This window comes from Siphonobacter aquaeclarae, from assembly GCF_900103285.1.
Taxonomy (GTDB): domain Bacteria; phylum Bacteroidota; class Bacteroidia; order Cytophagales; family Spirosomataceae; genus Siphonobacter; species Siphonobacter aquaeclarae.
This window is the reverse complement of record NZ_FNGS01000006.1, coordinates 330,772-354,712: the sequence shown is the minus strand read 5'-3', so window position 1 is coordinate 354,712 and position 23,941 is coordinate 330,772. Positions and strand designations below refer to the sequence as shown.

22 protein-coding genes and 1 tRNA gene are annotated in these 23,941 nt (G+C 53.9%); 10 read left to right on the top strand and 13 right to left on the bottom strand.

The window, feature by feature from the left end:
* Nucleotides 1-84 precede the first annotated feature (84 nt).
* The 3 genes from BLR09_RS17485 to BLR09_RS17475 all read right to left on the bottom strand — a co-directional run bounded on the left by BLR09_RS17485 (nucleotide 85) and on the right by BLR09_RS17475 (nucleotide 2,601).
* Nucleotides 85-681: a hypothetical protein gene (locus tag BLR09_RS17485; RefSeq protein ID WP_093205127.1), complete on the bottom strand. Its 597-nt coding sequence runs from the start codon at nucleotides 679-681 to the stop codon at nucleotides 85-87.
* A 119-nt stretch (nucleotides 682-800) separates the two neighbouring features.
* Complete coding sequence (locus BLR09_RS17480; protein ID WP_093205125.1) at nucleotides 801-1,385, bottom strand: DUF502 domain-containing protein; 585 nt, start codon at nucleotides 1,383-1,385, stop codon at nucleotides 801-803.
* A gap of 148 nt (nucleotides 1,386-1,533) precedes the next feature.
* Nucleotides 1,534-2,601 (bottom strand): M20/M25/M40 family metallo-hydrolase, encoded by a 1,068-nt coding sequence (locus BLR09_RS17475; protein WP_093205122.1) that lies wholly within the window; start codon nucleotides 2,599-2,601, stop codon nucleotides 1,534-1,536.
* Nucleotides 2,602-2,689: 88 nt separating this feature from the next.
* Between BLR09_RS17475 and BLR09_RS17470 the strand changes: the two genes are divergently transcribed.
* Nucleotides 2,690-3,124: a gamma-glutamylcyclotransferase family protein gene (locus BLR09_RS17470; protein WP_093205119.1), complete on the top strand. Its 435-nt coding sequence runs from the start codon at nucleotides 2,690-2,692 to the stop codon at nucleotides 3,122-3,124.
* Nucleotides 3,125-3,333: 209 nt separating this feature from the next.
* Here the strand turns inward: BLR09_RS17470 and BLR09_RS17465 are convergent, their stop codons facing one another.
* The 9 genes from BLR09_RS17465 to BLR09_RS17425 form a co-directional block, all read right to left on the bottom strand.
* Nucleotides 3,334-3,903: a hypothetical protein gene (locus tag BLR09_RS17465; RefSeq protein WP_143011144.1), complete on the bottom strand. Its 570-nt coding sequence runs from the start codon at nucleotides 3,901-3,903 to the stop codon at nucleotides 3,334-3,336.
* A gap of 9 nt (nucleotides 3,904-3,912) precedes the next feature.
* A complete protein-coding gene (locus BLR09_RS17460; protein WP_093205113.1) occupies nucleotides 3,913-4,431 on the bottom strand; it encodes a DUF4332 domain-containing protein in 519 nt (172 codons plus the stop codon).
* Nucleotides 4,432-4,453: 22 nt separating this feature from the next.
* The gene (locus BLR09_RS17455) at nucleotides 4,454-5,422 is read right to left on the bottom strand and encodes an OmpA family protein (protein WP_093205110.1); all 969 of its coding nucleotides are present in this window, start codon (nucleotides 5,420-5,422) and stop codon (nucleotides 4,454-4,456) included.
* Between the two features lie 176 nt (nucleotides 5,423-5,598).
* Nucleotides 5,599-7,434, bottom strand: coding sequence for a transcription termination factor Rho (gene rho, locus BLR09_RS17450; protein WP_093205107.1), 1,836 nt, complete (start codon nucleotides 7,432-7,434; stop codon nucleotides 5,599-5,601).
* A 265-nt stretch (nucleotides 7,435-7,699) separates the two neighbouring features.
* Nucleotides 7,700-8,866, bottom strand: coding sequence for a mechanosensitive ion channel family protein (locus BLR09_RS17445; RefSeq protein ID WP_093205105.1), 1,167 nt, complete (start codon nucleotides 8,864-8,866; stop codon nucleotides 7,700-7,702).
* Between the two features lie 30 nt (nucleotides 8,867-8,896).
* Complete coding sequence (locus BLR09_RS17440) at nucleotides 8,897-9,475, bottom strand: NTP transferase domain-containing protein (protein WP_143011143.1); 579 nt, start codon at nucleotides 9,473-9,475, stop codon at nucleotides 8,897-8,899.
* Between the two features lie 12 nt (nucleotides 9,476-9,487).
* Nucleotides 9,488-9,958 carry a cyclic pyranopterin monophosphate synthase MoaC gene (gene moaC, locus BLR09_RS17435; RefSeq protein WP_093205099.1) on the bottom strand — a complete coding sequence of 157 codons (471 nt, stop codon included), beginning with the start codon at nucleotides 9,956-9,958 and terminating at the stop codon, nucleotides 9,488-9,490.
* Between the two features lie 4 nt (nucleotides 9,959-9,962).
* The gene (locus BLR09_RS17430) at nucleotides 9,963-10,535 is read right to left on the bottom strand and encodes an O-methyltransferase (protein WP_093205096.1); all 573 of its coding nucleotides are present in this window, start codon (nucleotides 10,533-10,535) and stop codon (nucleotides 9,963-9,965) included.
* 56 nt (nucleotides 10,536-10,591) lie between these two features.
* Complete coding sequence (locus tag BLR09_RS17425) at nucleotides 10,592-12,805, bottom strand: S9 family peptidase (RefSeq protein ID WP_093205093.1); 2,214 nt, start codon at nucleotides 12,803-12,805, stop codon at nucleotides 10,592-10,594.
* Between the two features lie 127 nt (nucleotides 12,806-12,932).
* On the opposite strand from BLR09_RS17425, the gene BLR09_RS17420 reads away from it, so the two are divergent.
* From BLR09_RS17420 to BLR09_RS17410, 3 genes are all read left to right on the top strand, one after another.
* On the top strand, nucleotides 12,933-14,120 hold the full coding sequence (locus tag BLR09_RS17420; protein WP_093205090.1) for a molybdopterin molybdotransferase MoeA: 1,188 nt from the start codon (nucleotides 12,933-12,935) through the stop codon (nucleotides 14,118-14,120).
* A gap of 12 nt (nucleotides 14,121-14,132) precedes the next feature.
* On the top strand, nucleotides 14,133-15,320 hold the full coding sequence (locus tag BLR09_RS17415; protein WP_093205087.1) for an AGE family epimerase/isomerase: 1,188 nt from the start codon (nucleotides 14,133-14,135) through the stop codon (nucleotides 15,318-15,320).
* A 598-nt stretch (nucleotides 15,321-15,918) separates the two neighbouring features.
* Complete coding sequence (locus tag BLR09_RS17410; RefSeq protein WP_093205084.1) at nucleotides 15,919-16,611, top strand: hypothetical protein; 693 nt, start codon at nucleotides 15,919-15,921, stop codon at nucleotides 16,609-16,611.
* Between the two features lie 74 nt (nucleotides 16,612-16,685).
* Here the strand turns inward: BLR09_RS17410 and BLR09_RS17405 are convergent, their stop codons facing one another.
* Nucleotides 16,686-17,645 (bottom strand): endonuclease/exonuclease/phosphatase family protein, encoded by a 960-nt coding sequence (locus BLR09_RS17405; protein ID WP_143011142.1) that lies wholly within the window; start codon nucleotides 17,643-17,645, stop codon nucleotides 16,686-16,688.
* Between the two features lie 251 nt (nucleotides 17,646-17,896).
* Here BLR09_RS17405 and BLR09_RS17400 point away from each other — a divergent pair, with 251 nt between their 5' ends.
* The 6 genes from BLR09_RS17400 (at nucleotide 17,897) to BLR09_RS17375 (ending at nucleotide 23,876) form a co-directional block, all read left to right on the top strand.
* Nucleotides 17,897-18,916 carry a dipeptide epimerase gene (locus BLR09_RS17400; protein ID WP_093205079.1) on the top strand — a complete coding sequence of 340 codons (1,020 nt, stop codon included), beginning with the start codon at nucleotides 17,897-17,899 and terminating at the stop codon, nucleotides 18,914-18,916.
* The gene (locus BLR09_RS17395) at nucleotides 18,913-19,974 is read left to right on the top strand and encodes an aminotransferase class I/II-fold pyridoxal phosphate-dependent enzyme (protein WP_093205077.1); all 1,062 of its coding nucleotides are present in this window, start codon (nucleotides 18,913-18,915) and stop codon (nucleotides 19,972-19,974) included. Before BLR09_RS17400 ends, BLR09_RS17395 begins: the two co-directional genes overlap by 4 nt.
* A complete protein-coding gene (locus tag BLR09_RS17390) occupies nucleotides 19,971-21,209 on the top strand; it encodes a serine hydrolase (protein ID WP_093205075.1) in 1,239 nt (412 codons plus the stop codon). Before BLR09_RS17395 ends, BLR09_RS17390 begins: the two co-directional genes overlap by 4 nt.
* Nucleotides 21,210-21,213: 4 nt before the next feature.
* A complete protein-coding gene (locus BLR09_RS17385; protein ID WP_093205072.1) occupies nucleotides 21,214-22,350 on the top strand; it encodes a C40 family peptidase in 1,137 nt (378 codons plus the stop codon).
* 110 nt (nucleotides 22,351-22,460) lie between these two features.
* Nucleotides 22,461-22,534 (top strand) — tRNA-Arg (locus tag BLR09_RS17380).
* Between the two features lie 175 nt (nucleotides 22,535-22,709).
* On the top strand, nucleotides 22,710-23,876 hold the full coding sequence (locus tag BLR09_RS17375) for a site-specific integrase (protein ID WP_143011141.1): 1,167 nt from the start codon (nucleotides 22,710-22,712) through the stop codon (nucleotides 23,874-23,876).
* Nucleotides 23,877-23,941: the final 65 nt, after the last annotated feature.

Below are 23,941 nucleotides of genomic sequence, written 5' to 3'. Positions count from 1 at the left end.
CGTTCAGAAGAATGAAATGGGAACAAGGAACTGCAAAATTACCCAAATTCTGCGGTTCGGGTACGCTTTCCTTCAATCTCCCCTTTAAAAAGTCTGCAAAACTTTCAGCCGGTTGCGGTTTCCGATCCGAAGTGCTTTGTGGGTAGACTTGTAGGCGATACCTCCCAGCGCCATCAATCCGCCGCTGACAAGGATGGTCGACGGCGTAATTTCCAGCGGCGCACCTTTCATCTCCTGATTCCAGAGCGGACCGAAATAATCCAGCACAAAGTACCCTACCCCGGCAAACGGCAGCAGATACCCCGCCTGCATGGCCAGGCCGCCTCCTTTCAGGAAGTATATCTTTCGGATATCCTTCAGCGGGTATTCGACGTATTCCTGCCGGTTGGTAATTTCACTGAATTCGGCGAAAACAACCGACGAGTCCGTGACGGCGTATACATTGTCCCGGATTTTTTTCCGGCTGCCCTTTACTTTCATGACCAGCTCATCGCCCGTGAAAAACCGCTTGCGCCCGCCCGGGTAGTCTACCGCCAGGTACTTCACCGGGTGCCGGGAGGTCAGGGCGCGTCCCTGATTCTGATCTACCTTCATCAACTGCTGCTCCCGGGTTTCGGGAACCTGCTGGGCAAAGCTATTAACGGAGAAAATAAGTGCGGACAACAGGAGTAAGCCTCTCATACGTGTATGCGTTTAATTTCGGGCGGATACTTCCACAACGTACAATTTCTTTCCGGAAGTATCCTGCTTCCCGGTTATTGGACCCGTACGGGCCGGGGAAGTCAAGTACTACCGGACGTTCAATTCCGGGATACGCCTCCTGAAACGATGAATTTCATCACCTCCGCCGCGTTGGCTTTCAACAGTACGACGTTTTCTTTCGGAACGATAAACAAATCGCCTGCAAAGGCATAGGATTGCGGCAGGTATACAGCCACGGATCCCGGAATATCCCAGTCTGACAGGTCCGATTGCGTCAGAAACCCCAGTCGGTGCAGGTCCAGATTCGGGTCCATTTTGACCATTACCGGCTGGTTGAATTTCTTTTTGTCGCCGACAAACGCCGACGTCAGGTCTTTCAGCGAAGAGTAGATAATACGCACCAGCGGCAGCCGGTTGATCAATTCCTCAAATACGCTGAAAACGGGTACTGCCAGGAACGTAGACCCCAGAAATCCCACCATAAAAACAATACCCAGCACCACCACAAGCCCTACGCCCCAAAGCCGGATCTGGTTATTTCCGGTGCCGATCCCGATCGGCACGAGGCCGTCGAGGTACAAAAACGCTTCATACAAAATATACCCCGTGAAATACATCGGGGCCAGCAACAGCAACCCTCTGACGAAGTAGCTGACGAAACGGTTAACGATTCGATTTCTCATGGTGCAAAAGACATAGGGAACAAATTCCACAATCCGGAACCGCGGCGCAAAGTTCGCAGTCCGCCGCCCTTTTCTCCTATTTACGGTAAAAAAAGGGCGGAAGCCGGCTTTCTGCCGCTTCCGCCCGCTGTTTTTCAGACCTGTCCGGTTATTGAAGGTACCGGAAATCCTGTCCTGCCTTGAGGTGTAACAGGGCTTCGTAAATGAGGTTGATGACAGCCTGTACGTCGTCTTTGTGAACCGTTTCCACGGTGGTGTGCATGTACTTCAGCGGCAGCGAAATCAGGGCTGACGCCGTACCCTCGGCGGCATACGCGAAGGAATCGGTATCGGTGCCGGTCGAACGGCTCACCGCCTGCCGCTGGAAGGCAATTTCCTTTTCCGTCGCGACGTCGATCAGGAAATCGAGCAGGTTATTCTGAACAGCCGGTCCGTAGCAAAGCACCGGTCCGCCTCCGCATTTCAGATCGCCCTGTTCCTTTTTGTCGTAGCGCGGCGACTGGGTATCATGCGTCACGTCGGTACAGATCGCCACGTCGGCTTTAAGGCGGCGGGCGATCATCTCGGCGCCGCGAAGCCCGATTTCCTCCTGCACCGCATTGACGATGTAGAGCGTATAGGGCAGTTCAATAGTGTTTTCTTTCAGGCGACGGGCCACTTCGGCGATCATGAAGCCGCCAATGCGGTTGTCGAGCGCACGACCCACGTAGTAGCGGCTGTTGAGCTCCATCAGTTCGTCTTCGAACGTGACGACGCAGCCGACGTGTACGCCCATTTCCTCGAGTTCTTTTTTCGTCGCACCGCAATCAATCGTCAGATCGGTTACTTTGGGAGCAGCGTCCTTGGCGAGGTCGCGGACGTGGATGGCCGGCCAGCCGAAGATTCCCTTGACGGTTCCTTTTTTGGTGTGAATATTCACGCGTTTCGACGGCGCGATCACCGCGTCGGAGCCTCCGTTCCGGCGTACGTAGATATACCCTTCTTCCGAGATGTAATTGACAAACCAGGAAATTTCGTCGGAGTGAGCTTCGATGACAACCTTATACGGCTGCCCGGGATTGACGATACCAACGACGGTACCATACGTATCCACCAGGTAATCATCGCAGTATGGGCGGAGGTAGTCGAGCCAGATGCGCTGGCCGGAGGCTTCAAAGCCGGTGGGAGAAGGATTGTTGAGGTACTGGTATAAAAAAGATTCGCTGTGATCAGACATAACAATACGCGTTTTAGAATCGAATTTGCGGCAAGATAGGCAGTTCGTCCGGAACTCGTCTGTTCATTATCCCGCAAAAATCACAGTCATGACGACTTACTATTTCTCTTACGGCTCCTATATGTCGCCCGAAAAAATGAAAGCCAGTATTCCATCTGCGCGCCTCATCGGGACTGGCCGGCTCAACGGATACCGCCTGGTTTTCACGGCCTATTCGGAACTGAGAAGCCGCGTCGGCGCAGATATCCTACCTGCTGACGGGGAAACGGTATGGGGTATCGTCTATGAAATTCCGCAGGAATCGCTCGCAGAAATGGACCGGAACAAAGCCTATCCGGTACTGTATGACCGGCTGGAGGTAGATACTCAGGTAGACGGAAAGCCCGTACGCGCCTGGACCTATGCCCTCGTCGACAAAACCGATTCCAACCACCCGCCTGACGCCGCTTACCTCAAGCTGCTTGCTGATCTGACCCGTGTGCATGGCTTCCCGGAATCTTATCTGGAGAGCTTTAGGCATTAGGCTGTAAGCGGTAGGCGATAGGCGTTAAGCCGGGGCTGTAATCTAAAGTAATCCTGGAAAAACGAGTCCGGATTTGGTCGGAAGGCATAGCTTAAAGCCTACTGCCTAAAGCCTAAAGCCTAAAAAAACGTCGCCTGACCGGTTGGTCAGGCGACGTTCAACTTACAAATCGATCGCGGCTTGCGCCGCAAAGCCTGAAGCTTATCGCTTTACGCCTTCTTCCCCTTATTCAGCTCATCCTGCCAGATCTTCAGTTCTTCCCACTTGCCATCGGCGGCAAGGCGGGCCTGGTCGGGCCAGGTGCCGGGATCATGAATCTGATAGCGCGGGCCGGCCGCCTGCAGGATTTCGGTAATCCGGGAAGGCGGAGTAGATGCCAGCGTAGCAAACGTTTTGATGCCCTCGTTGTTGAGCAGCTGCTCAATCTTCGGCCCGATGCCTTCGATGATTTTCAGGTCATCTGCCTCTTCTACCAGAATCGGCGCGGCGGTGAAGGAATTGATTCCGGGAATAGCCTCGGGCGAGGAAATATCCATCGGAACTTCGATAACGGGCAGTTTATGGGCCGTTGCGGGTTCCGCCGCTTTCGGCTTGCTTTTCTGTTGCCGGCAGATTTCAAGTTCGACTTGTTTAGCAGCGATATCCGTCTGAACGGAATCAATGCGGGCGTTCAGGGCCCGGCTTCCGAGCCACCAGCCGATCCATGCCGCTACGCCCATAAACAGGAGCGCTTCGAGTACCGCGATCGGTATATTCTGACTTAGTGCTTGTAGAATCATGGTTGAGGGTCAGACTGATTTGCCTTTGTTGAGTTCATCCTGCCAAACTTTGAGCTCGTCCCATTTGCCCTGGGCCGCCAACCGGGCCTGGTCGGGCCAGGTACCGGGATCGTGGATCTGAAACTGCGGTCCGGCAGCCCGGAGAAGCTCCATGATATGCGCCGGTTCGGTCTGCGACAACTGCGCAAAGGTCCGGATGCCGCTTTCGTGCAGAATCTGTTCGATTTTCGGGCCGATGCCTTCGATTTTTTTGAGATCGTCTATTTCCGGAGCCGGAGCCGCCGCAACGACAGGCAGCGGTTCAGCGATTTTCGCCGGTTTGGCTGCGGGAGCCGCCGGCTGCGTCTTCATTTTGAAGCACTGGGCGAGGTCGGCTTCCAGGCGGGCCAGGTGCCCGAAGTAGTCGTTCAGGCGGATCTTACTCCGCTGATAGCCGATGATATACCCGAGTACCCCTGCCACAGCAAACAGAATCAGGTGCTGCAGCCAGGCGTTTTCGAGGTTCAGGGGGTTAAAATGTTCGTACATGGTTCGGTCTGGTTAGGAGTCCTTACTTGACGAGGATGGATACGCGGCGGTTGGCCTTACGACCGGCCCGGGTGGCGTTGTCGGCTATCGGCTGAGTCTCCCCTTTGCCGTCGGCCAGCAGCTGCGTGGCTTTGATGCCTTTCCGTTCAAAAGCCTTCTTCACGGCTTCGGCGCGGCGTTTGGACAGGTTCAGGTTGACGTCATCAGGCCCTTCGCTGTCGGTATGGCCGGTCAGGAAAAGCTTCTTTCCGGGATGCGCTGTGAGGTATTTTTTGGCCTCGTCGAAGAACTTCCGGTTCTCTTCCGTCTTGATGTACTCGCTGCTGCCGAGGGGGAAGTAGAGGTCCATTGTCTTGAAGATGCTTTCGAATTTTTCGGAAGCGGCCAGTTCCTGCTCCGTTTCGCCTTTCGGTTTTTCCAGCGCAGCCGGAGGCGTGGCAGGCTCGGCCGGAACGGCGGGCGCTTCGGTTACTTTCGCCACAGGCTCGCCGGCCTCAAACGCAAAACCGGCGCCGTAGGTAGAATCCTGCGGGCTGAAAGCCAGGTTGTCCAGCAGTTTGCCTTCGGTCAGCAACTGATCGGCGGGTACGCCCAGCGCGATCAGGTACTGGCGCAGGGCGTCTGCCCGGGCCAGGCCAAGGTTTTCGAAGGGTGTCGTGTTTTCTTCCTGGGAAGAATAATAACCCGTTAGGGTCAGTTTCCGGCGGGGATTGGCCTTCAGGTAGGCCGCGAGCGCATCCAGCTGAGGCTTGACGGCTTCCAGACCTGCCTGGGCACCGGACCGGTGAAAAGCAACGTTAAAGGGCGAATGAAGGGACAGTTTACCGTCCTCAATATCCAGGGACGGAACGGAGAACTCCGGCTCGCTGACCGCCACCGTAGGCGCAGGATTGCCGTCGCAGAGTTGTTTGATCCGGCAAACGTGCCAGTAAGTCCCCCCTGCCATCCAGCCGATTAGCCCGAACCAGGCGAGAGTTTTGACAGCTGACATAGAATGTAAGGTTGAGAAACAGATTAGGATGAATTATCAGGGAAGGCGGCAGATCGCCGGAAAGCAACAAGAATAGGGCGACAAATACAAATATCCCCTGAAAAAAATACCCGTCGCCCGGTCATAAAAAAGCCCGGCCGGGAGGGTCGGGCTTTTTTACCGGTAACACTACACGTTTATCGGTTCATCGACAGCAGGAATTCTTCGTTGGACCGCGTACCGCGCATCTTTTCGAGCAGGAATTCCATGGCTTCGACGGAGTTCATATCGGACATGTACTTGCGCAGAATCCAGACGCGCTTGAGCGTTTCGGGGTCCATGAGCAGGTCTTCGCGACGGGTACCGGACGCCGGAACGTCGATCGCCGGGAAAATACGGCGGTTCGCCAGTTTCCGGTCGAGCTGGAGTTCCATGTTACCCGTGCCCTTGAATTCTTCGAAAATAACTTCATCCATCCGGCTGCCGGTTTCGATCAGCGCTGTGGCGATAATGGTCAGAGAACCACCGTTTTCCACGTTCCGCGCCGCTCCGAAGAAGCGCTTCGGTTTGTGAAGCGCGTTGGCATCCACCCCGCCGGAGAGGATCTTGCCGGACGAAGGTACCACGGTGTTGTAGGCGCGGGCCAGACGGGTAATGGAATCGAGGAGAATCACGACGTCGTGACCGCACTCGACCATACGCTTGGCTTTTTCGAGTACCATGCTCGATACTTTCACATGGCGTTCGGCCTGCTCGTCAAACGTCGATGAAATCACTTCCGCCTTCACGCTGCGTTGCATGTCCGTGACTTCTTCTGGGCGTTCGTCGATCAGCAGGATAATGAGGAAAACTTCCGGGTGGTTTTTGGCAATGGCGTTTGCTACTTCCTTGAGTAACACCGTCTTACCGGTCTTCGGTTGCGCGACGATCATCCCGCGTTGCCCTTTACCGATCGGCGAGAACAGGTCCAGAATCCGGGTCGAATATTCGCGGCCGGTGGTGAACAGGTTCAGTTTTTCAGTCGGGAACAGCGGCGTCAGGTATTCGAAGGGAATCCGGTCGCGGATTTCTTCGGTGGTTTTTCCGTTGACGGAAGACACGCGCAGCAACGCGAAGTACTTCTCTCCTTCTTTCGGCGGGCGGATGGCGCCGCGGACGGTATCGCCGGTTTTCAGCCCGAAAAGTTTGATCTGAGAAGGAGAAACGTAGATATCGTCAGGAGAAGCGAGGTAGTTGTAATCAGCGGAGCGCAGGAAGCCGTAGCCACCGTCCGACATGATTTCGAGTACACCCTCGTTCTCGATAAGACCATCAAATTCGCGGATATGCTGGTTGTAATTGCGCTTGACCTGCTGCTGAAGTTGTTGCGCCCGGGGATTGGGCTGAAGCGGCTGACCGTTTTCGTCGGTACGGCCTTCACGGTCGCGCGGGGTATTCGGATTTACGGGCGCCGGCACAACGGCCTCTGCTACACCTGCTTCTCCGGGGATCGTCTCGGGCATGACTTCCATGGTTGCCTGGTAGGCTTCGTCCAGGGAAAAATCATTTTCGAGTTCGGCCGGAAAATCTATTTCTTCTACCGGTTCAAAAGGTACTTCTTCTGCTTTCGGAGCCGGTTTCGGGGCAATTTTTTCTGCCAGTTCGGCGGGCAGCGGCGGGAAATCCACGTCTGAGGCGCCCGAACGGCGGATGCGCGCCCGTTTGTGACGAGCCGGCTCTGAATCAGCGGCTGCTTCGGCAACCGGTTCGGCAATCACTTCGGCGGCGGGTACTTCTGTAATCGGTTCCTGAGGCGTGTGGGTATCGGTGGGTTCCGCTTCCGGTGCTTTCCGGGAACGGCGTGCCCGTGGTTTATCGGATGGTGATGACATATTGGTGGATTCGGCGGCTGCCGGCGCAGGCGCCTGCCGCTCGATAATTTTGCTAATCAGTTCTGTTTTAGACAGTTGTGTCGGACTGGAAATATTCAACTCCCTTGCGATTGCTCTCAGTTCAGACAGCAGCCGCAGACTAAGCTCTTCAGATGTATACATGCAGAAAGTATCAATAACGGACGTGCCGGAAACAAAAAAAGAAGTTAGGTGAATAAGGGAATCGCTTGATCTTTGTTGATTTCACCCATCAGAGGATGGAGGCTGCCAGTGAATCCGGGGAAGAATACGGGGAGCGATCTGATGCTATGAACGGAAATGCAAGACGTATTAGTGCAAAGGTACAACGTTTTCCCTTACAATGTCAATACGTCCCTCCTACTTTGTTGCGGCAATTCCCTATTTTTAAGGTGATTCCGCCCTGCAATCAGCTGGTTAACGTGGTTCCGGCTGATCCCGGCAGGTCGGTACCGGGCAGGTTCACATCGGTGCGCAGGCGGATGGTACTCATCGGACTTGCAAAACGGACATGGTTTTTCCGGACAATCTGGAGAATCTGAAAATTCAACGCCTCTTTCACGTGGTTGTAAATACGGAAATCCATTGTTTCGACGTGGTAGATGACCATGATATCAAACGACTGGTCGCCAAATCCTTCAAAACGCACGATTCCGGGCTTCCTGCGGGTCAGTTCATGCCCTTCCACCGCCTCCTGAATTTCGGTGACAATCTTTTGTAAGGACTCCGCAGAGGTACCTACGTCAAGTTTCAACGCAAACTTCGCCCGCCGAAACTCCCGCTGGGTCTGGTTTTCAAGCGTTTGGGAGACAATCAGGCGGTTTGGTACCGTTACCAGACTGCCATCCACTGTCCGGATCCGCGTACTCCGGAATCCGATTTTTTCCACGTCGCCCGTTGTCTGTCCGATCTGAACGGCGTCTCCTACGACAAACGAACCGTCTACCAGAATCGTAAACGACGCCAGCAGGTTTTCAAGGGTTTCCTTTGCCGCCAGCGCGATCGCGATCCCGCCGATTCCCAGCCCGGCTACCAGCGTGGCGATGTCGATATTGAAGACCTGTCCTACAATGATCAGCCCGCTCATGATCACGACCAGGACAATGAGCAGGTCTTTGATAAAGGGAACAAGCTGGTCGTCGACCTTCGTCTCCGTCCGCTCCGCCCGTTTGGTAAATACCAGCGCCAGAAACTTGATGAACCGGACCAGCATCCACGTCACAGCGAGGATAGACACACACTGAAAACCTTTGGAGAGAATCAGCCGCAGCCCGAACTCTTCTTTCTTCGCCAACCCCCATTCCACCGGAAAACGCAGCAGATCAAACGCTACGTAGATGATTACCAGCATGAACAGGAGTTCGACTGGCCTCCGGAGCAGCGTTACAAAATCCTGAACAGCCAGGTGGGTATCTTTTGATATTCCGCGTACAATGCCGAACATCCAGCCGCTGAGCATGCGCCCTATCGGTCGCCGCAACAGCGTTCCCACGAGCAGTATGCCTGCAAACCATAAAAAATCGGTCCAGTTATTTCCTGGCAAGTACTTATCCAACAACTCCTGAAATTGTTCCATTCGGGCAAGAACGGTATGAATCCCGCTGAATTATTCGGTCGCCTGCCGGTATTGCCCGGGCGTATCGATACTCGTCAGCTCGTCGGGCGCTACCGGTTGAAGCAGCTTTGCCTCCGCGTTCAGCAGGAACTTACGCAAGCTTAGATGATTCCGGTTGTAAAAGTCAAGTAACAAAGAAAATCCGGAAGGTTCAAAAATAGTCACCAATGGCTCGGGGAGGCCGTCGGACGCAAGAAAGGCTGTCGCAATGCGGCTGATATCCCGGTGAGAGACCAGGTATTCCAGCGATTTTTCCGACAAAAACGGCATATCCACCGCCACTACCAGCCAGGCTGCGTCCGGCTTCCGCTGAAACGCAGAGAGGACTCCTCCCAACGGTCCAGCCCTCCGCGTATCCGGAATCACTTCGATACCATCCGGTTGCAGCTGCTCCGGCCGGACTGATACCAGCACACGCTCGCATACCTGTTCCAGCAAACGCGTTACGACCTGCCACTGCGGCGAACCACCGTATTTCAGCCAGGCCTTGTCGAATCCCATGCGACTGCTTTGTCCTCCGGCGAGGACTAATCCCCACAAAGGCGGGCTCGGCTGTACAGGATTTTCCACGTTTGTATTGGCTCAGGCGTGCGCATAGTCGGACTTGCCTCCGGTTTTCACCAGCAATCTGGTCTCTTTAATGACGATATCGTGCGATAATGCTTTACACATATCGTACAACGTCAGGGCGGCTACTGTAGCTCCTGTCAGCGCTTCCATCTCTACTCCCGTTTTTGCTTCCAGTGCGCAGGTACAGTCGATGACGACTTCGTTTCCTTCCACCGTAATCGAAAACTTACAGGAGTCGAGACCCAACGGGTGGCAGAACGGAATCAGTTCAGCCGTCTTCTTCGCCCCCATTGTCCCGGCGATGATCGCGGTGTGGAATACAGGACCCTTTTTGGTCCGGATATCGCCGTCCTGCAACGCCGCCAAGACCGCATCGGGCAGTACCACGATACTGCGGGCGGTAGCCGTCCGGCGGGTGATGGCTTTGTCGCCCACGTCGACCATCGTCGGATTCGACTGGGCATCTAAATGGCTGAGAGACATTCGGTTATTTTTTTACGGCGATGATCAGGCCGCTGGCCCAATCCAGTTCTGTTACGTCGAGATCAGACCGTGCCGCAAGTACCGCACGCAGGTTCGCTACCTTGAGATCATGCCCTTCCGGCCAGTTGGCCTGCGGCAGCATATCGTCGATGAAATACATACCGCCGGGATTCAGCAAAGCGAGAGCTTCGTCAAGCAGGAGATACTTTCCGTGCCAGGTATCGGCAAAAATAAAGTCAAAACGGGAATGTTGGTTCTCTTCCAGCCATTCTCCCCCGTCGCGGCAAACAAAGTCAGCGCGGGAATCGGTTCCCAGATTCCGGATAGCAATGTCAAGAAATTCGGCGGCATTATCGACGGATACCAGCGTAGAAGCAGCATCCATTCCATCGAGCAGCCACGCCGTAGATAAACCGGTACCCGTACCCAGCTCCAGAAAACGCCCGGCGGGCTTGGATGCCGCCAGGGTACGAAGCAGGGAACAGGTCAGGATTTCGGAAGGCATGGTAAAACCTGATTCGCGGGTTTGCCGGTCGATTTCAGGAAATGCAGCGGGTACCTGGGAAATAGCAGACATACGAAAGGAGATATAAAAAAGGCCGGAAGCGCTGCTCCCGGCCCTGTGAAACAGAACTATTTAGCGCCGGGAGGGCAGTTTTTCAGGAGGTAGTCGGTGTACGTTTTACCCAGGTGCTGGAACGTCCCCTGCCCTTCCGAAATACTATGCGTACGGTTGGGGTAGATCATGAGGCTGAATAGCTTACCGGCCTTCACGAGCTCGTTGATGAGTACTTCGGCATTCTGGTAATGTACGTTGTCGTCGCCGGTACCGTGAATATACAGCAGGTTGCCTTTCAGGTTCTTCACATGGCTGATGGGCGAGCCTTTCAGGTAGTCGGCAGCTGTTTCTGACGGAATACCCATGTACCGTTCTTCATAAATATTATCGTACAGGCGGAGACTTGAAATAGCTGCTACCGCAATACCTGTCTGGTAAATATCCGGGTATTGCATGAGGGCGTTGAGCGTCGACATACCGCCGCCGCTCCAGCCCCAGATGGCTACGCGGTCTTTGTCAACAAACGGCCATTTCAGGATTTCCTGCGTTCCAAGTGCCTGGTCTTTGGCGTTGACGATTCCATTGCTGCGGTAGATCGCCTTGCGCCAGGCACGACCTTTGGGCGCGGGAGTACCCCGGTTATCGAGCGAGACATAGATATATCCTTTTCCGGCCATATCTCCCTGAAACAGAAAGTCATTGCCTACGCCAAACTGATCATTGACCGTCGTCGCTGCCGGTTCACCGTATACATAAAAAACAATGGGGTATTTCTTCGTCGAATCAAACGGGACGGGTTTCACCATCCAGCCATCCATCGTTACGCCTTCTGACGTGGTAACCTGGAAAAATTCGACTTTTCCCTTCGTTTTCTTTACTTCGGCGATGGTCTTTCCGTCGGCGGCTTTGTGCGCCGGCAGGGTCACAAACGCCTGGGACGCAGGCGAGTTAGCCGATGAAAACCGGTGATGGGCAAAGGCGCCATTGGGAGACACTTCATAGTCGTTGGTACCGGCATAGGCAGCAGGTGTGAGGCGTTCGGCTTTTCCCTTTCCGTCGAGCCGGAGGCGATACAGGTATTGCTGCGTTGCATTGGCCGGCGAAGCGGAGAAGTACACAAAACCGCCTTTTTCATCCACCTGATAAATCTTGATGATGTCAAACGGCTCGTTGATCAGCTGGCTTTCCTTGCCTTCTCGGTTGATTTTGTAGAGGTGACGCCAGCCTGATTTTTCGCTCATGAAGAGAAACTCCTTACCTCCTGCCAGCCAGTACCAGTTGGTCATGTCGCCGTCTTCCCAGTTGCTGCGCACGTCGACCCACGCATTATCTGTTTCCGTGAAAATGGTGTTTGCCTGGCCGGTAGCGGCGTTGGCAATGTACAGTTTGCTTTCCTGCTGGCGGCGGTTCAGTTGCTGGATAAGCAGATCTGAACTGCCCGGAATCCACTCCATGCGCGGCAGGAGGTTGTTATCGGGTTCGCCGGGAATCTGAATCGGCGTGATTTTGCCGGAAGCGACGTCTACGGTTTTGACAAACGTCGGAGACGGTTTTTCTCCCGCCTTCGGGTATTCCACCGGAACGGTATAGGAATACGTCGAGTCGGTGTTGTTGATCATGAGGAAGTTCCGGATTTTGCTGGCGTCGACCGTCCAGAAAGCAATGCGCTTGCTGTCGGGCGACCACCGGAATCCGTCCCGGCAATCCAGCTCCTCTTCGTATACCCAGTCAAAGGTACCGTTGATGAGCCGGTCGGTGCCGTCGGTCGTGAGCGGACGTATTGCACCGGATTTCAGGTCTTCCACATAGAGATTATGCTTCGAGACGTAGGCGGCTTTGGTACCGTCGGGCGACAGTTTCGCAAACATCAGGGAGCTTTCCGGCAGGGACTTGCCCAATTTAGCCAGCGTTCCGGTAGTCAGATCCAGCAACCAGTAATCGCCGCGGGTCGCGTAGCGCCATACCCGGCGGCCGTTGGTATACAGCAGTACTTTCTTTGCTGCGGGGAAAAACTCAAACGCCTGAACGTGAATCGCTTGCGAAGCACCGGCAGGCGTCAGCTGCTCTTTTTTGACGAGGACCGTCTTCGCGCCGGAGCGGACGTCGGTCTGGGTTATTTCTCCGTTCTCGATCTGAATCTGTGCGTTGCCGTCGGCAGACCAATGGAAACGCCGGGCATCGAGGACCGTTAGCGGCTGCGGGCCGAAGGGAAAGGGCTTTGCCAGGGGCTGTGCCGCCACGCTGCCGAAGCATAGTAGTAGAGCTGAGAGAATGAAGTGTTTTTGCATGATTCAGGAATGACAACCCGCAAATAGAGCCAAGAAAATCAACATTTAAAAGCATTCAGGCATGCGGGAATTGCCTTTCCGGCGAACGACCGGCATATTTGAAGACTCAACTATCCCCTCAACGACCATGATCCCCGTTGCCGAAGCCCTTGAAAAGGTCCTCGCGGCCCGTTCTGTCCCTGCCACCGAATCAGTGCCCCTATACCAGTGCCCCGGCCGGATACTGGCGGAAGATATTGCGGCGGACCGCGCTTTTCCGCCTTTCGACCGCGTCACGATGGACGGGATCGCACTCTGGCTCGATGGCCGGGCTGAAGAAGGCATGTATCGTATCGAGGCGACAACGTATGCCGGAGAACCCGCCGGAAAACTCGCTTCCCGAAGCGGAGCCGTGGAAGTCATGACGGGAGCAGTACTTCCGGAAGGCACTAATACGGTTGTCCGGTACGAAGACCTGGCTTTTTCTGAACATTTCGGCAGCCGGTTTGCTTCGCTGAAAGCAGGCGTTGTTCCGGGCCAGAATATTCACCGGAAAGGAGAAGACCGCGCCGAAGGATCGCTCCTGCTCAAGGCGGGCACGCGCATCGGCTCGCCGGAGGTAGCTATTCTGGCGACTGTCGGCCGGCCGTCGGTTCAGGTGTACCGGAATCCGTCTGTTTGCCTGGTTTCGACAGGAGACGAGCTCGTCGACATACACGAAACGCCACTGCCCCATCAGATCCGCCGTTCGAGTACCTACCAGCTGTCGGCCGCTCTCAGGGAAATAGGCATCAAAAGCGATATACAACACCTGCGCGACGATGCCGACGGTCTTTTCCGCGCGCTTCAGACCTACCTCCGGCAGCACGATATCCTGATTCTGACCGGCGGCGTTTCCGCTGGGAAAAAGGACTACCTGCCGGAAGTACTGGAACGGCTGGGCGTCACCCGGCAATTTCATCAGGTAGCGCAGCGACCGGGAAAACCGTTGTGGTTCGGAACCACGGCCGACGGGAAAGCTGTATTCGCCCTGCCCGGCAATCCGGTATCAACATTCCTCTGTTTTTTGAAATACGTACGCCCGTTTCTGGGCCATGGGCCGAAAGGCAAACCGGTAGCCACGCTTTCGGAACAGGTCATCTTTAAACCGGATCTGACGTACTTTATGCCGGTAGCGACCTATTATAACGAAGAAGGCCGGCATGTGGCCCGGCCACTGAAAGGATCCGGCTCGGGCGATTTCGCTAACCTGCTGGAATGCACCGGGTTTCTGGAGCTGCCTGTCGGGCGGACCGACTTTGCCGCCGGCGAAGTTTTTCCGTATCTTCCGTTCTGATCCTCTGAACCGATGTTATCTCTTCCAGCTTTTCGCCAGGAAGTCCGGCATGAATTTGACCGGATTCTCCAGTACTGGCAAACCTACTCCCCTGATCGTCAGGATGGTTTTTATGGTCGTGTCGATGTCCGGAATCAGCCGGATCCGTCGGCGTCACGCAGCATGGTTCTTATCGCGCGGATTTTGTGGACGTTCTCCCTGGCCTATGAAGTCACCCGAAATCCGGTACATCGCAAGCTCGCCGACCGGGCCTTTGCCTATCTCCGGAGCCGGTTTGTGGACCCGAAATACGGAGGCGTGTATTGGTCGGTGCGTGCCGATGGTTTTCCTGAAGTCACGAAAAAACAACTCTATGCCCAGGGCTTTGCCCTCTATGGCCTGAGTGAATATTACAGGACGACGAAACAACCGGAAGGCCTGGCAGAAGCCCAAAAGCTCTTCCGGGTAATGGTGGACAAGGCCTATGATTCAAAAAACGGTGGATTTATTGAAGCATTCAATCAGGACTGGTCCGATACAGACGACTATATTCTGAGTAAAGGGCCGCTCCGTAAATCGATGAATACGCACCTCCACCTCATCGAACCGATTACCAACCTGTACCGGGTATGGCCCGATGCGGAGGTAAAGAAACATACAAAAGCTCTGCTTGAAGAGGTCTTCATGGAGCATATCATCGACCCGGAAACGGCACGTATGCGTCTTTTTTTTACGGAAGACTGGCAGGCTCGTTCTCCGGAAATTTCCTATGGCCACGACATTGAAGCGTCCTGGCTTCTGTACGAGACCGCGGAAATACTGGATGACAAGCCCCTGCTTCAAAAGACCAAAGACCTGAGTTTGCGGATGGCAACAGCTACCCTTGAAGGCCTGAATCCCGACGGCGCGCTCACCTACGAATACAATCCCGAAACCGGGCACAAAAACGAAGAGCGCAGCTGGTGGGTATTAAGCGAGCAAATGGTCGGGTATTTCAATGCGTATCAGTTGTCCGGGAAACAGCATTTTCTTGAAAAATCCCTGAAAAGCTGGGAATTCATTCAGAAGTACCTCCTGGACAAAGAACGTGGCGAATGGTACCTCCGCACGGACGCCGCCCATCACGCTTCCATCGACGCGGACAAAATCACCGCCTGGAAATGCCCGTATCACAATGCCAGGGCATGTTTTGAGATTGAAAGGAGGATTGGGAGGGGGTAGGGAGTTGGGGTTTAGAGTTTAGGGGATTGTTGAGGGTGAAATATGCGTTCCGCGCTGCCGCACGGGAGCGACTCAATCGGTTTTTATGCGCCGCCGGTTAAGCACAAGGGGTAGTTCAGTACCTGCTCATGGCTAGCAGTAGTGTTCAGGGTTGGCCTAAGTGCTTTTCATGCGCCGGCAGTTATGCATAAGGGTAGTTTCAGCACTTGCTTTTGACGAGCAGCGTTGTTCCGGGCTGGCTTAAGCGCTTGTGATGCGCCGTCCGTAGCATCCGCTACGGACTTTTTAATGGGTAGGCTGCGCCTACCCTGCCGGTATCTTCACTAAACCACTAAGCAAGCACATAAGCCATCGGAGAAACAACCACCTCCCATTCCTCAAACCCTAAACTCCAAACTTTTTTCTCTCTCCTAACCTCCTTCAAAACAGCCCCTTACCTCTCCTTTTTAACGTTCTTTAACGTTTCTTAACAACCGCCAATCCAACTTCCGCAAAAAACCCCGGGTCATGGTACCGGAAAGCTTTCTCAGACCTTTTGCGTCTGCCACTGAATTCAGTGCGAAATTTTTAAAATCTCCATTTTCTCAAACAACGTACCATGAAACTGACTCAATGGATCTGCCTGTCCTTCCTGGCCGCCGGGATTATGAGCTGCAACGACGATAAGTCCGACCCGTATTTCCAGTATACTACTGACTTTACCGGCGGAAAACAAGGTTGGGGAGCAAGCTTTACGCAGTTCGCCACAGGTGCCGATACGACCCAATTTCAGTTCAAATATGAGGAAGTAAAAGCGCCCGTACCTGCCGACTCCGCCACCAAGAAGGTAGTGAAGCTCACAGCCCTCAATACCAACGGCGAACTGTTTCCGTATGTAGCCACCAAAGTCTCAGGTTTCGCACCAAATACCAACTACTCGACTACGTTCCAGATCGCTGTGCAGTCAAACGCACCTGACACGAGCGCACGCGGTAAGTCCTATATCAAGGCCGGCGCCGTAGGCGTACAGCCTGGCCGGAAAGTAGAAGGTGGTAAGAACATCCTGAACCTGAACAAGGGAACCACTGACTCAACGAGCGGTACTGACCTGATTGTCCTCGGTAACATCAAAACGGGACAAAACGCGACGACGTTCAAGGAAATCCAGCGCAGCAACCAAAGTGTCCCCTACAAGGCCAAGTCCAACGACAAAGGCGAACTCTGGGTCATTTTTGGTCTCGACTCCCGCTACAAAGGCGCCAACCCGCTGTATATCCGCGCGGTTCAGGCCACATTCATTCCCACTAACTAAGATTAGGTTCGTCCGGACTCTCCCCTCAAAACGCAGCGAGCAGTTTCACTTCGGTGGAACTGCTCGTTTGTTTTTCAGCGGAACTGAAGATCGGCGATAATTGCTTTATGGTCCGATCCGGGAATGTCCTTGGTTCGGAAGGACGTAGTCCGAAAACCCCTGTTCGTCAGAATATGGTCAATCGGGATCATCAGTGGCCCGTAGCCGTTGCGGTAGGTTGGCAAAATACCAAAACCTTTCCGGCTCGCCTGCAAATCCGACTGTTCCACGAGGGCCTGATATACAGGTGAAAACACACTGACATTGAAGTCGCCGGCCAGAATAGCCGGCTCCCGCCGACCGGAAGCCGCCGCAAAGGCGCCGGCCAGGCGTTTGTTCCGCGAAGCAAACCAGGACGATTCGATGGGCGTCTTTGGATGCACGGAAACAAGCGCGACCGTTTTGCCGCGAATTACCGTCGTCGCTTCCAGCATCCGGTTTGCCGTTACCGCTTCATGGTTGATTTTCAAAGGAGTACGACTCCCGACAAGCACATGAAACCGGGATTTGGCATAGACCATATACTGGTAAGGATACCGCTGCCGGAAGCGGGTGCGAAACGCATGGTAGAATGGTGGCGTGACTTCCGCGATAAACAATACATCGGCATCCTCTTCTTCCAACGCACGGAAGACTTCAGGGTATGCCGTATTGGCATAGAGTACGTTCGCATGCATCACGCGGATACCTTCTTTCGCAGAAGCCGGCGCGGCGTTCCATGCTATCCACGGAGCAACCTGCCAGCCCTGAATCAGCAGTGATACGCCTACGGCAAACAATGCACCGCGGTCTTTCCGGACGAAATAGAGCAACCCGAGACCCGCGCCTACGCATTGTACCGCAAAATGACTGAAGAGTTCAAAAACGAAAAACCAGGCGCCCAGTCTGCCTGCGAGCGTAACCGCCAGCAAGCCCCAGGCCAGGCAACGCAAGAAAAATACCCGGCGACTGCTTAGTTGGCGGACAGCCACCGCGGGAGAAAACGTACTTTTCACGATTCAGGGTGTGGTAATCAGTTGACACTCAAAGATACGGATTCGGGAGAGATTTTTGGCGACCGTTCGGAAAGCGGCGGCGATTCCTGCGTCCGGCCATAGAAACGGGAGAAAGTTTTACAGATATCCCGAAGAATCGACTCTTGTTTCATAAAAATGCACAATTTTGTTCAGTCGTGCGGGTTTGTGCATCTTTACCTGCCTGAACCCGCAGGATCTTGTCTAATGGTTTCATTACACTTCTGATCGACTTGGAACTTCATTTTCACGTCCACACGCTTCGCCTGCGTCACACATTTACGATCACCCACGAATCCCGCAATGTGCAGCCTACGCTGATCGTCGAACTGCGGGACGGCGCTTTTTCCGGCTACGGAGAAGCAACCGAAACCACCTATTACGGGGTTTTTATCGAGGGAATGAAGGCTCAGCTGGACAGCGTCCGGAGCCTCATCGAACACTACCCGGGCGGCACGCCGGAGGAATTTTATGCCTTCATCGAACCGCATCTCAAAAACGACCATCCCTTTGCTTTGTGTGCGCTGGACGTCGCCTATAACGACCTGTACGCCAAAAAAGCCGGCAAAAAATTGTATGAGGTCTGGGGCCTCGACCCTTCCCGGAACCCGATTACCGACTACACCATCGGTATCGATACCGTCGAAAAGATGGTGGAGAAAATGAAGGAGATGCCGTTTCCCCTTTATAAAATCAAACTGGGAACGAAAGACGATATCGCCATCATTCGCGAGCTCCGGAAACATACGGACGCCATCTTCCGGGTAGACGCCAATACGGCCTGGGACGTCGAAGAAACCATCCGTAATTCCTACGCGCTCAGGGAGCTGGGTGTCGAATTCATCGAACAGCCGATGAAAGCGACCAATTGGGAAGGTATGAAGCGCGTCTATGCCGAGTCGGCCCTGCCCCTGCTGGCCGATGAGAGTTGTATCGTCGAAGAAGACGTAGCCCGTTGCTACGGGTTCTTCCACGGAATCAATATCAAGTTGATGAAATGCGGCGGCCTGACTCCCGCCCGGCGGATGATTGCGCATGCCCGCCGACTAGGCTTGAAAGTAATGGTGGGCTGCATGACGGAGTCGAACGTTGGCTGCTCGGCCATTGCCCAATTGCTTCCGCTGCTCGATTACGTTGACATGGATGGTATCTTACTCGTCGACGACGATGTTTCGACCGGTGTCACAATCGACTATGGTAAAGTTCTCTATGCCGATGCAAACGGCACCGGCGCTGGTTTGTTGAAGGCATGAATACATTTTATACAGGGCAGGTCCCCGGTCGCACCGTTCAGACACCGGGAGGCGAGCGCCTCTGGTGCAGCGGCACATCGTACCTCGGCATGGCCGGGAACGCGGTTTTCCGGGAACGGGTACTCGAGGGACTGACTCAAACCGGAACCAACTGGGGCAGCTCCCGGAGCAATACCCTGAGACTGAAGGTCTATGAGCAGGCCGAAACAGCCCTGGCAGACTGGACCGGCGCGCCGGCGGCACTGACGGTATCGTCGGGTATGCTGGCGGGGCAAACGGCGATTCAGTGGCTGACTGGCAGCCTGCCGAAAGCGTCGTTTTACTATTCGCCAACGAGCCATCCGGCGGTACGCGGCCCGCGGTTTTCAGTTTCGGCGGACGACAACTGGTTCGGAACGTTGGCTGACCGCATCCGGAAGGACCGCGCAGCGGACATTGTCATCGTGACCGATTCCATCGGCTCGCCGCATGTGGAACCTGTACCGTTTGACTGGATCAGCCAATTACCGGATCATAAACGGATTACGCTACTAGTCGATGATTCTCACGGAATAGGCGTTTTTGGGGAAGGCGGACGTGGCATTTACAAGCAGTTGACTCATCATCAATTGGTCAGGGTATTTGTCGTCGCGTCGTTAAACAAAGCCCTCGGTGTACCGGCCGGGGTGATTTTAGGCCCGGCTGCAGACCTTGCCGCGATCCGGCAGTTTCCGATGTTTACCGGGGCGAGCCCCGCAAGTCCGGGATTTCTGTGGGCGCTGACGCAGTCGTTCGGGTTGTATGAAGCCGCTCATGCGCAATTGATGGCATCGGTGCGGGCCTTTACAGAGCTGATTGCGCCTAATCTGCTGTCGCTCCGCTGGTTTGAGCGGTACCCGGCGTTTACGACGACACAAGCCGGACTGCATGAATTCCTCGAAACAGAGGGTATTCTGACCGCCTGCTTCCCCTATCCCGGACCGAACGATCCGGCGATTACCCGCCTGGTTATCACTCCTTTGCATACCCCGGAAGACCTCGTGACGATCGCCCGGGCCCTGAACCGATTCTTTGCATGAAACTCCGCCTGCTTTCACTCCTGCTCGCCCTGCCGCTGATGGCGTCGGCTCAGGACTTTTCCCTCGAAAAACTGATGCAGTCGAAACCGGAACAATTCGGGCGTTTCCTCGAAAATCCGGCAAAATACCGCATTCAGATTCTGTACACGCAAATCGACCGGGATAAGAAAAACCATCCGCATTTTCGCACCTATGGTTATCGTGTCAATGCCGAGCCGTATTTCTACCCGGCCAGTACCGTCAAACTTCCGACGAGCCTCATGGCACTGGAAAAGCTGAAGAAGCTTGGAATCCCCCGAAATGCGCCGATGTTGACGGAAGCCGGAGAACCCGGACAGACCGCCGTTGAACGGGATACAACCGCCACGAGCGGACTGCCGAGCGTGGAGCATTACATCAAGAAGATTTTGTTGGTGTCGGACAACGACGCCTTCAACCGTCTGTACGAATTCGTCGGGCAGGAGGCGCTGAACGACGGCCTTCACGCGAAGGGGTACAAAGACCTGCGTCTGGTTCACCGCCTGTCGATTCCGTTGTCGCCGGAACAAAATCGGCATACTAATCCGGTCCGGTTTCTGGATGAAAAAGGCAACGTCCGGTACCGGCAACCTATGGCGATCGGAACGAAGAACTATTTCCCCGCTGCCTCCTTGCTGCTGGGCAAGGGCTACATGACTGGCGGCGCTAATTTTTACGGGGGAGAAACACTGGTAGACAAGCCGATGGACTTCACCCAGAAGAACTATTTCTCCCTCCCCGACCAGCACGAAATACTCAAGGCTATTTTGTTTCCGGACGACGTGGACAAACAGAAACGCTTTGACATTACACCCGACGATTACCGCTTTCTCTATCAGTATATGAGCGAGTTACCGACGGAATCAAAGTCGCCGAAGTATCCGAACATATGGCCTGCCGTCTGCAAATTCTTCATTTACGGAGCGGAGAAGGACGCAAAGCCAACGCTGCGTATCTTTAACAAAATCGGTGGCGCATACGGGTTTACGCTCGACAACGCCTACATCGTCGATTTTGACAAGGGAATTGAGTTTATGCTGACGGCCGTGATCTATGCCAACGAAGACGAAATTTTCAACGACGACAAGTACGATTACGAAACGGTCGGCTATCCCTTCCTGAAGTACCTGGGGCAGGCTGTGTATGACTATGAATTGACCCGTCAACGCCCGCGCCGACCGGATCTCACCCGGTTCAGGGTTTCCTATGACAAATAAGACAATGAAAAAATACCTGTTTCTGGCGGCCTGTCTGCTCGCAGCGCCCGCCTTCTCCCAGCAAAAACCGATGAACGAACTCATTACCGCTGTGCAGAAAAAATATGCACCGGATAAGCGCACGGCTATTTTTCAGGTGCAGGCGACGGACGACGGTCGCCTGACCGGCAAAACCAACCTCCCCGCCGCCAAACAGGAGTTACTCGCGCAGGCGCCGGGACTGAAAGACGAAATCAGGGTACTGCCGTCTGCCGACCTCGAAAAAACAAAGGCCATTGTGCGCGTATCCGTCTGTAACATCCGCTCGGCGCCGCAGCATTCGGCCGAGATGGCCACGCAGGCGCTGCTCGGCACGCCGCTGAAGGTATGGGACAAAGACGGCTCCTGGCTGCAGGTGCAAACGCCCGACGAGTACATCTCCTGGGTGGATCAGGGATCGGTACACCTCGTGACCGACGCGGAGGCCGAAGCCTGGCAGAAAGCCCGCAAACTGATCGTACTCGCCCCCTACGCGTTCTCGTACACAAAAGCCGACGCGAACAGTCAGACGGTCTCCGACATCGTTTCGGGCGATCTGGTGGCCTTTAAAGGCGAAAAGGGAGCTTTTTACGAGGTAACCTACCCGGATGGCCGTAGCGCGTTTATTATGAAGAAAGACGCGAAGTTCTACAAGGAGTGGCTGGCTTCGTTGAAGATAACAGAAAACTCCCTCGTACAAACGTCAGAAAAACTGATGGGTCTTCCCTATCTCTGGGGAGGGACGTCGTTCAAGGGCGTAGACTGTTCCGGTTTCACGAAGACGGTGTATTTTCTCAATGGCGTGCAGCTCCCGCGTGACGCTTCTCAGCAGGTACATTCGGGCGAGCTGGTGGACACGGAGAAAAACTGGTCGGCACTACACCCCGGCGATTTGCTCTTTTTCGGCAAGAAAAACGATGACGGCACCGAGAAGGTGGTACACGTGGCGATGTGGGTGGGGAATAACCAGTTCATTCATGCGTCAAACTATGTGCTGCTTTCGAGTGTGATTCCGGGGGATGCCAACTACGACGAGTACAACGTTGGCCGGTACCTCCGCACAAAACGCATTTTAAATCACTATCAGAACGCCCTGAAACTCAGCCCGGAACAAAATAATTAGAAAAAAAAGTGCCTCAGGACTTGCCAAGGGCACTTTGAAACACTACTTTTGCATTCCCGATCGGCACGAAAGAAACAACGAAACAAAAAACAAAGCCCTTTAGGAAAGTCGGTTACGTAGCTCAATTGGATAGAGCACCTGACTACGGATCAGGAGGTTTGGGGTTCGAATCCCTACGTGACCACAAAACACGATAATTAAGCCCTATAGCCCCTCGCTTAGGGCTTTTTTTATTGCCCTTAAGCCACTGAGCGCCCGCCCATTCCGTTCCTTTCCCTCTTTTTTTCACCTCGCAGGTACAGATTCAGGTACAGTTATTGAACACCAAATCTGTACCTAATGTCCAAAAAAAAAGACACTTGCTTACTGTTTCCTTCAAACCCAGACAATCAAAGCATGTGCCGAAAGACAGGCGTCATTCCCTCTATTGTACGGTATCCATTGACGCAATTCCGGCCGTTCCTTTTTCAACAAAAATTAGGGTCAATCTTGAATTATGGAAAAACCTACATGAACTGGTAGCCTTAGACGATCGTATAGCAAAGGAGGTTCTTAGGCAAACACTGGATATTGAGGCCGACTTACGGCAGGTATTCAACGATCTTCGGCGAACAAATTCGGTTGTTACCGCCGACGACGTAGCGAGGGAGTATACCGGCAGGACGCCAACTTTCTTAAAGCTATTTGACCAAATGGTAGAGTACCGGGTCAAAACATTTAAGATAACAAAGGGCACGGTCGAAACATGGGAAACGAGGCGAAAGAATGCGGCGGAATTTATACGCGACGTGTTGCACAAAGAAGACATACGGGTCGACTATATCCGGTCAACCTTGGAAGATGATCTCATCATGTATTTCAACACGAAGGGCTTTAAAAAAATACACGTATCCCGGCAGGTCTCTGCGTGGAAATCAGTGATGTCTTTTGCAGTAAAAAAGAGGCATTTGAAATATAACCCGCTCGAATACGCCGACGTCACGATTCCGCCGCCTGGTATGCCTAAATTCCTGACAGTACCACAACTCGAAAAACTCTCAAAACTTAGCCTGCCGTTCGAAATGCGGATCGTCGCGGACATATTTCTATTTCAATGCTATACCGGGATGAGCATCGTTGACGTGTACAACTTCAACCCGGAAGAGCATATTTTCCGAGAACTGGATGGTACCGAATGGATTTTGATAGTCCGCAAGAAAATTGAACGGTGGGCAACCAAACCGTGCAAAATACCGATACTGCCGGAGACGCGCCGCATTCTGGAAAAATACCGTTCTAAACTTCCGGTGCTGTCAAGATGGACACTAAACGATAACCTGAAAGTAATTGGCGCTATGATCGGGTATATTGGCCTTTCAACAAAAGTCGGGCGTTCGACGGCAGGCACCTTTCTAATCAATCATGGCGTTCGGCTTGAGGTTGTCGCAGAAGTATTAGGACACGCCAACGTTCGAACCACGCAAAGGATTTATGCACCGATTTTGGTTGAAACTGTAAAATCCCAAACACTGCACCTTATGGCCTAATTTTAGTTTATTTGCAATTCATCCGCCTAATTCTCCTGAAACAAACCTTTACTTTCAAAATTTAT

Bases quoted from the DNA above. Each gene is read 5' to 3' on its own strand.
- BLR09_RS17475 (WP_093205122.1), bottom strand. From the start codon at position 2,601: ATGTCTGATCACAGCGAATCTTTTTTATACCAGTACCTCAACAATCCT.
- BLR09_RS17430 (WP_093205096.1), bottom strand. From the start codon at position 10,535: ATGTCTGCTATTTCCCAGGTACCCGCTGCATTTCCTGAAATCGACCGG.
- BLR09_RS17455 (WP_093205110.1), bottom strand. From the start codon at position 5,422: ATGTCAGCTGTCAAAACTCTCGCCTGGTTCGGGCTAATCGGCTGGATG.
- moaC (WP_093205099.1), bottom strand. From the start codon at position 9,958: ATGTCTCTCAGCCATTTAGATGCCCAGTCGAATCCGACGATGGTCGAC.
- BLR09_RS17385 (WP_093205072.1), top strand. From the start codon at position 21,214: ATGAAAAAATACCTGTTTCTGGCGGCCTGTCTGCTCGCAGCGCCCGCC.
- BLR09_RS17480 (WP_093205125.1), bottom strand. From the start codon at position 1,385: ATGAGAAATCGAATCGTTAACCGTTTCGTCAGCTACTTCGTCAGAGGG.
- BLR09_RS17415 (WP_093205087.1), top strand. From the start codon at position 14,133: ATGTTATCTCTTCCAGCTTTTCGCCAGGAAGTCCGGCATGAATTTGAC.
- BLR09_RS17465 (WP_143011144.1), bottom strand. From the start codon at position 3,903: ATGATTCTACAAGCACTAAGTCAGAATATACCGATCGCGGTACTCGAA.
- BLR09_RS17460 (WP_093205113.1), bottom strand. From the start codon at position 4,431: ATGTACGAACATTTTAACCCCCTGAACCTCGAAAACGCCTGGCTGCAG.
- rho (WP_093205107.1), bottom strand. From the start codon at position 7,434: ATGTATACATCTGAAGAGCTTAGTCTGCGGCTGCTGTCTGAACTGAGA.
- BLR09_RS17425 (WP_093205093.1), bottom strand. From the start codon at position 12,805: ATGCAAAAACACTTCATTCTCTCAGCTCTACTACTATGCTTCGGCAGC.
- BLR09_RS17395 (WP_093205077.1), top strand. From the start codon at position 18,913: ATGAATACATTTTATACAGGGCAGGTCCCCGGTCGCACCGTTCAGACA.
- BLR09_RS17410 (WP_093205084.1), top strand. From the start codon at position 15,919: ATGAAACTGACTCAATGGATCTGCCTGTCCTTCCTGGCCGCCGGGATT.
- BLR09_RS17390 (WP_093205075.1), top strand. From the start codon at position 19,971: ATGAAACTCCGCCTGCTTTCACTCCTGCTCGCCCTGCCGCTGATGGCG.
- BLR09_RS17445 (WP_093205105.1), bottom strand. From the start codon at position 8,866: ATGGAACAATTTCAGGAGTTGTTGGATAAGTACTTGCCAGGAAATAAC.
- BLR09_RS17420 (WP_093205090.1), top strand. From the start codon at position 12,933: ATGATCCCCGTTGCCGAAGCCCTTGAAAAGGTCCTCGCGGCCCGTTCT.
- BLR09_RS17485 (WP_093205127.1), bottom strand. From the start codon at position 681: ATGAGAGGCTTACTCCTGTTGTCCGCACTTATTTTCTCCGTTAATAGC.
- BLR09_RS17470 (WP_093205119.1), top strand. From the start codon at position 2,690: ATGACGACTTACTATTTCTCTTACGGCTCCTATATGTCGCCCGAAAAA.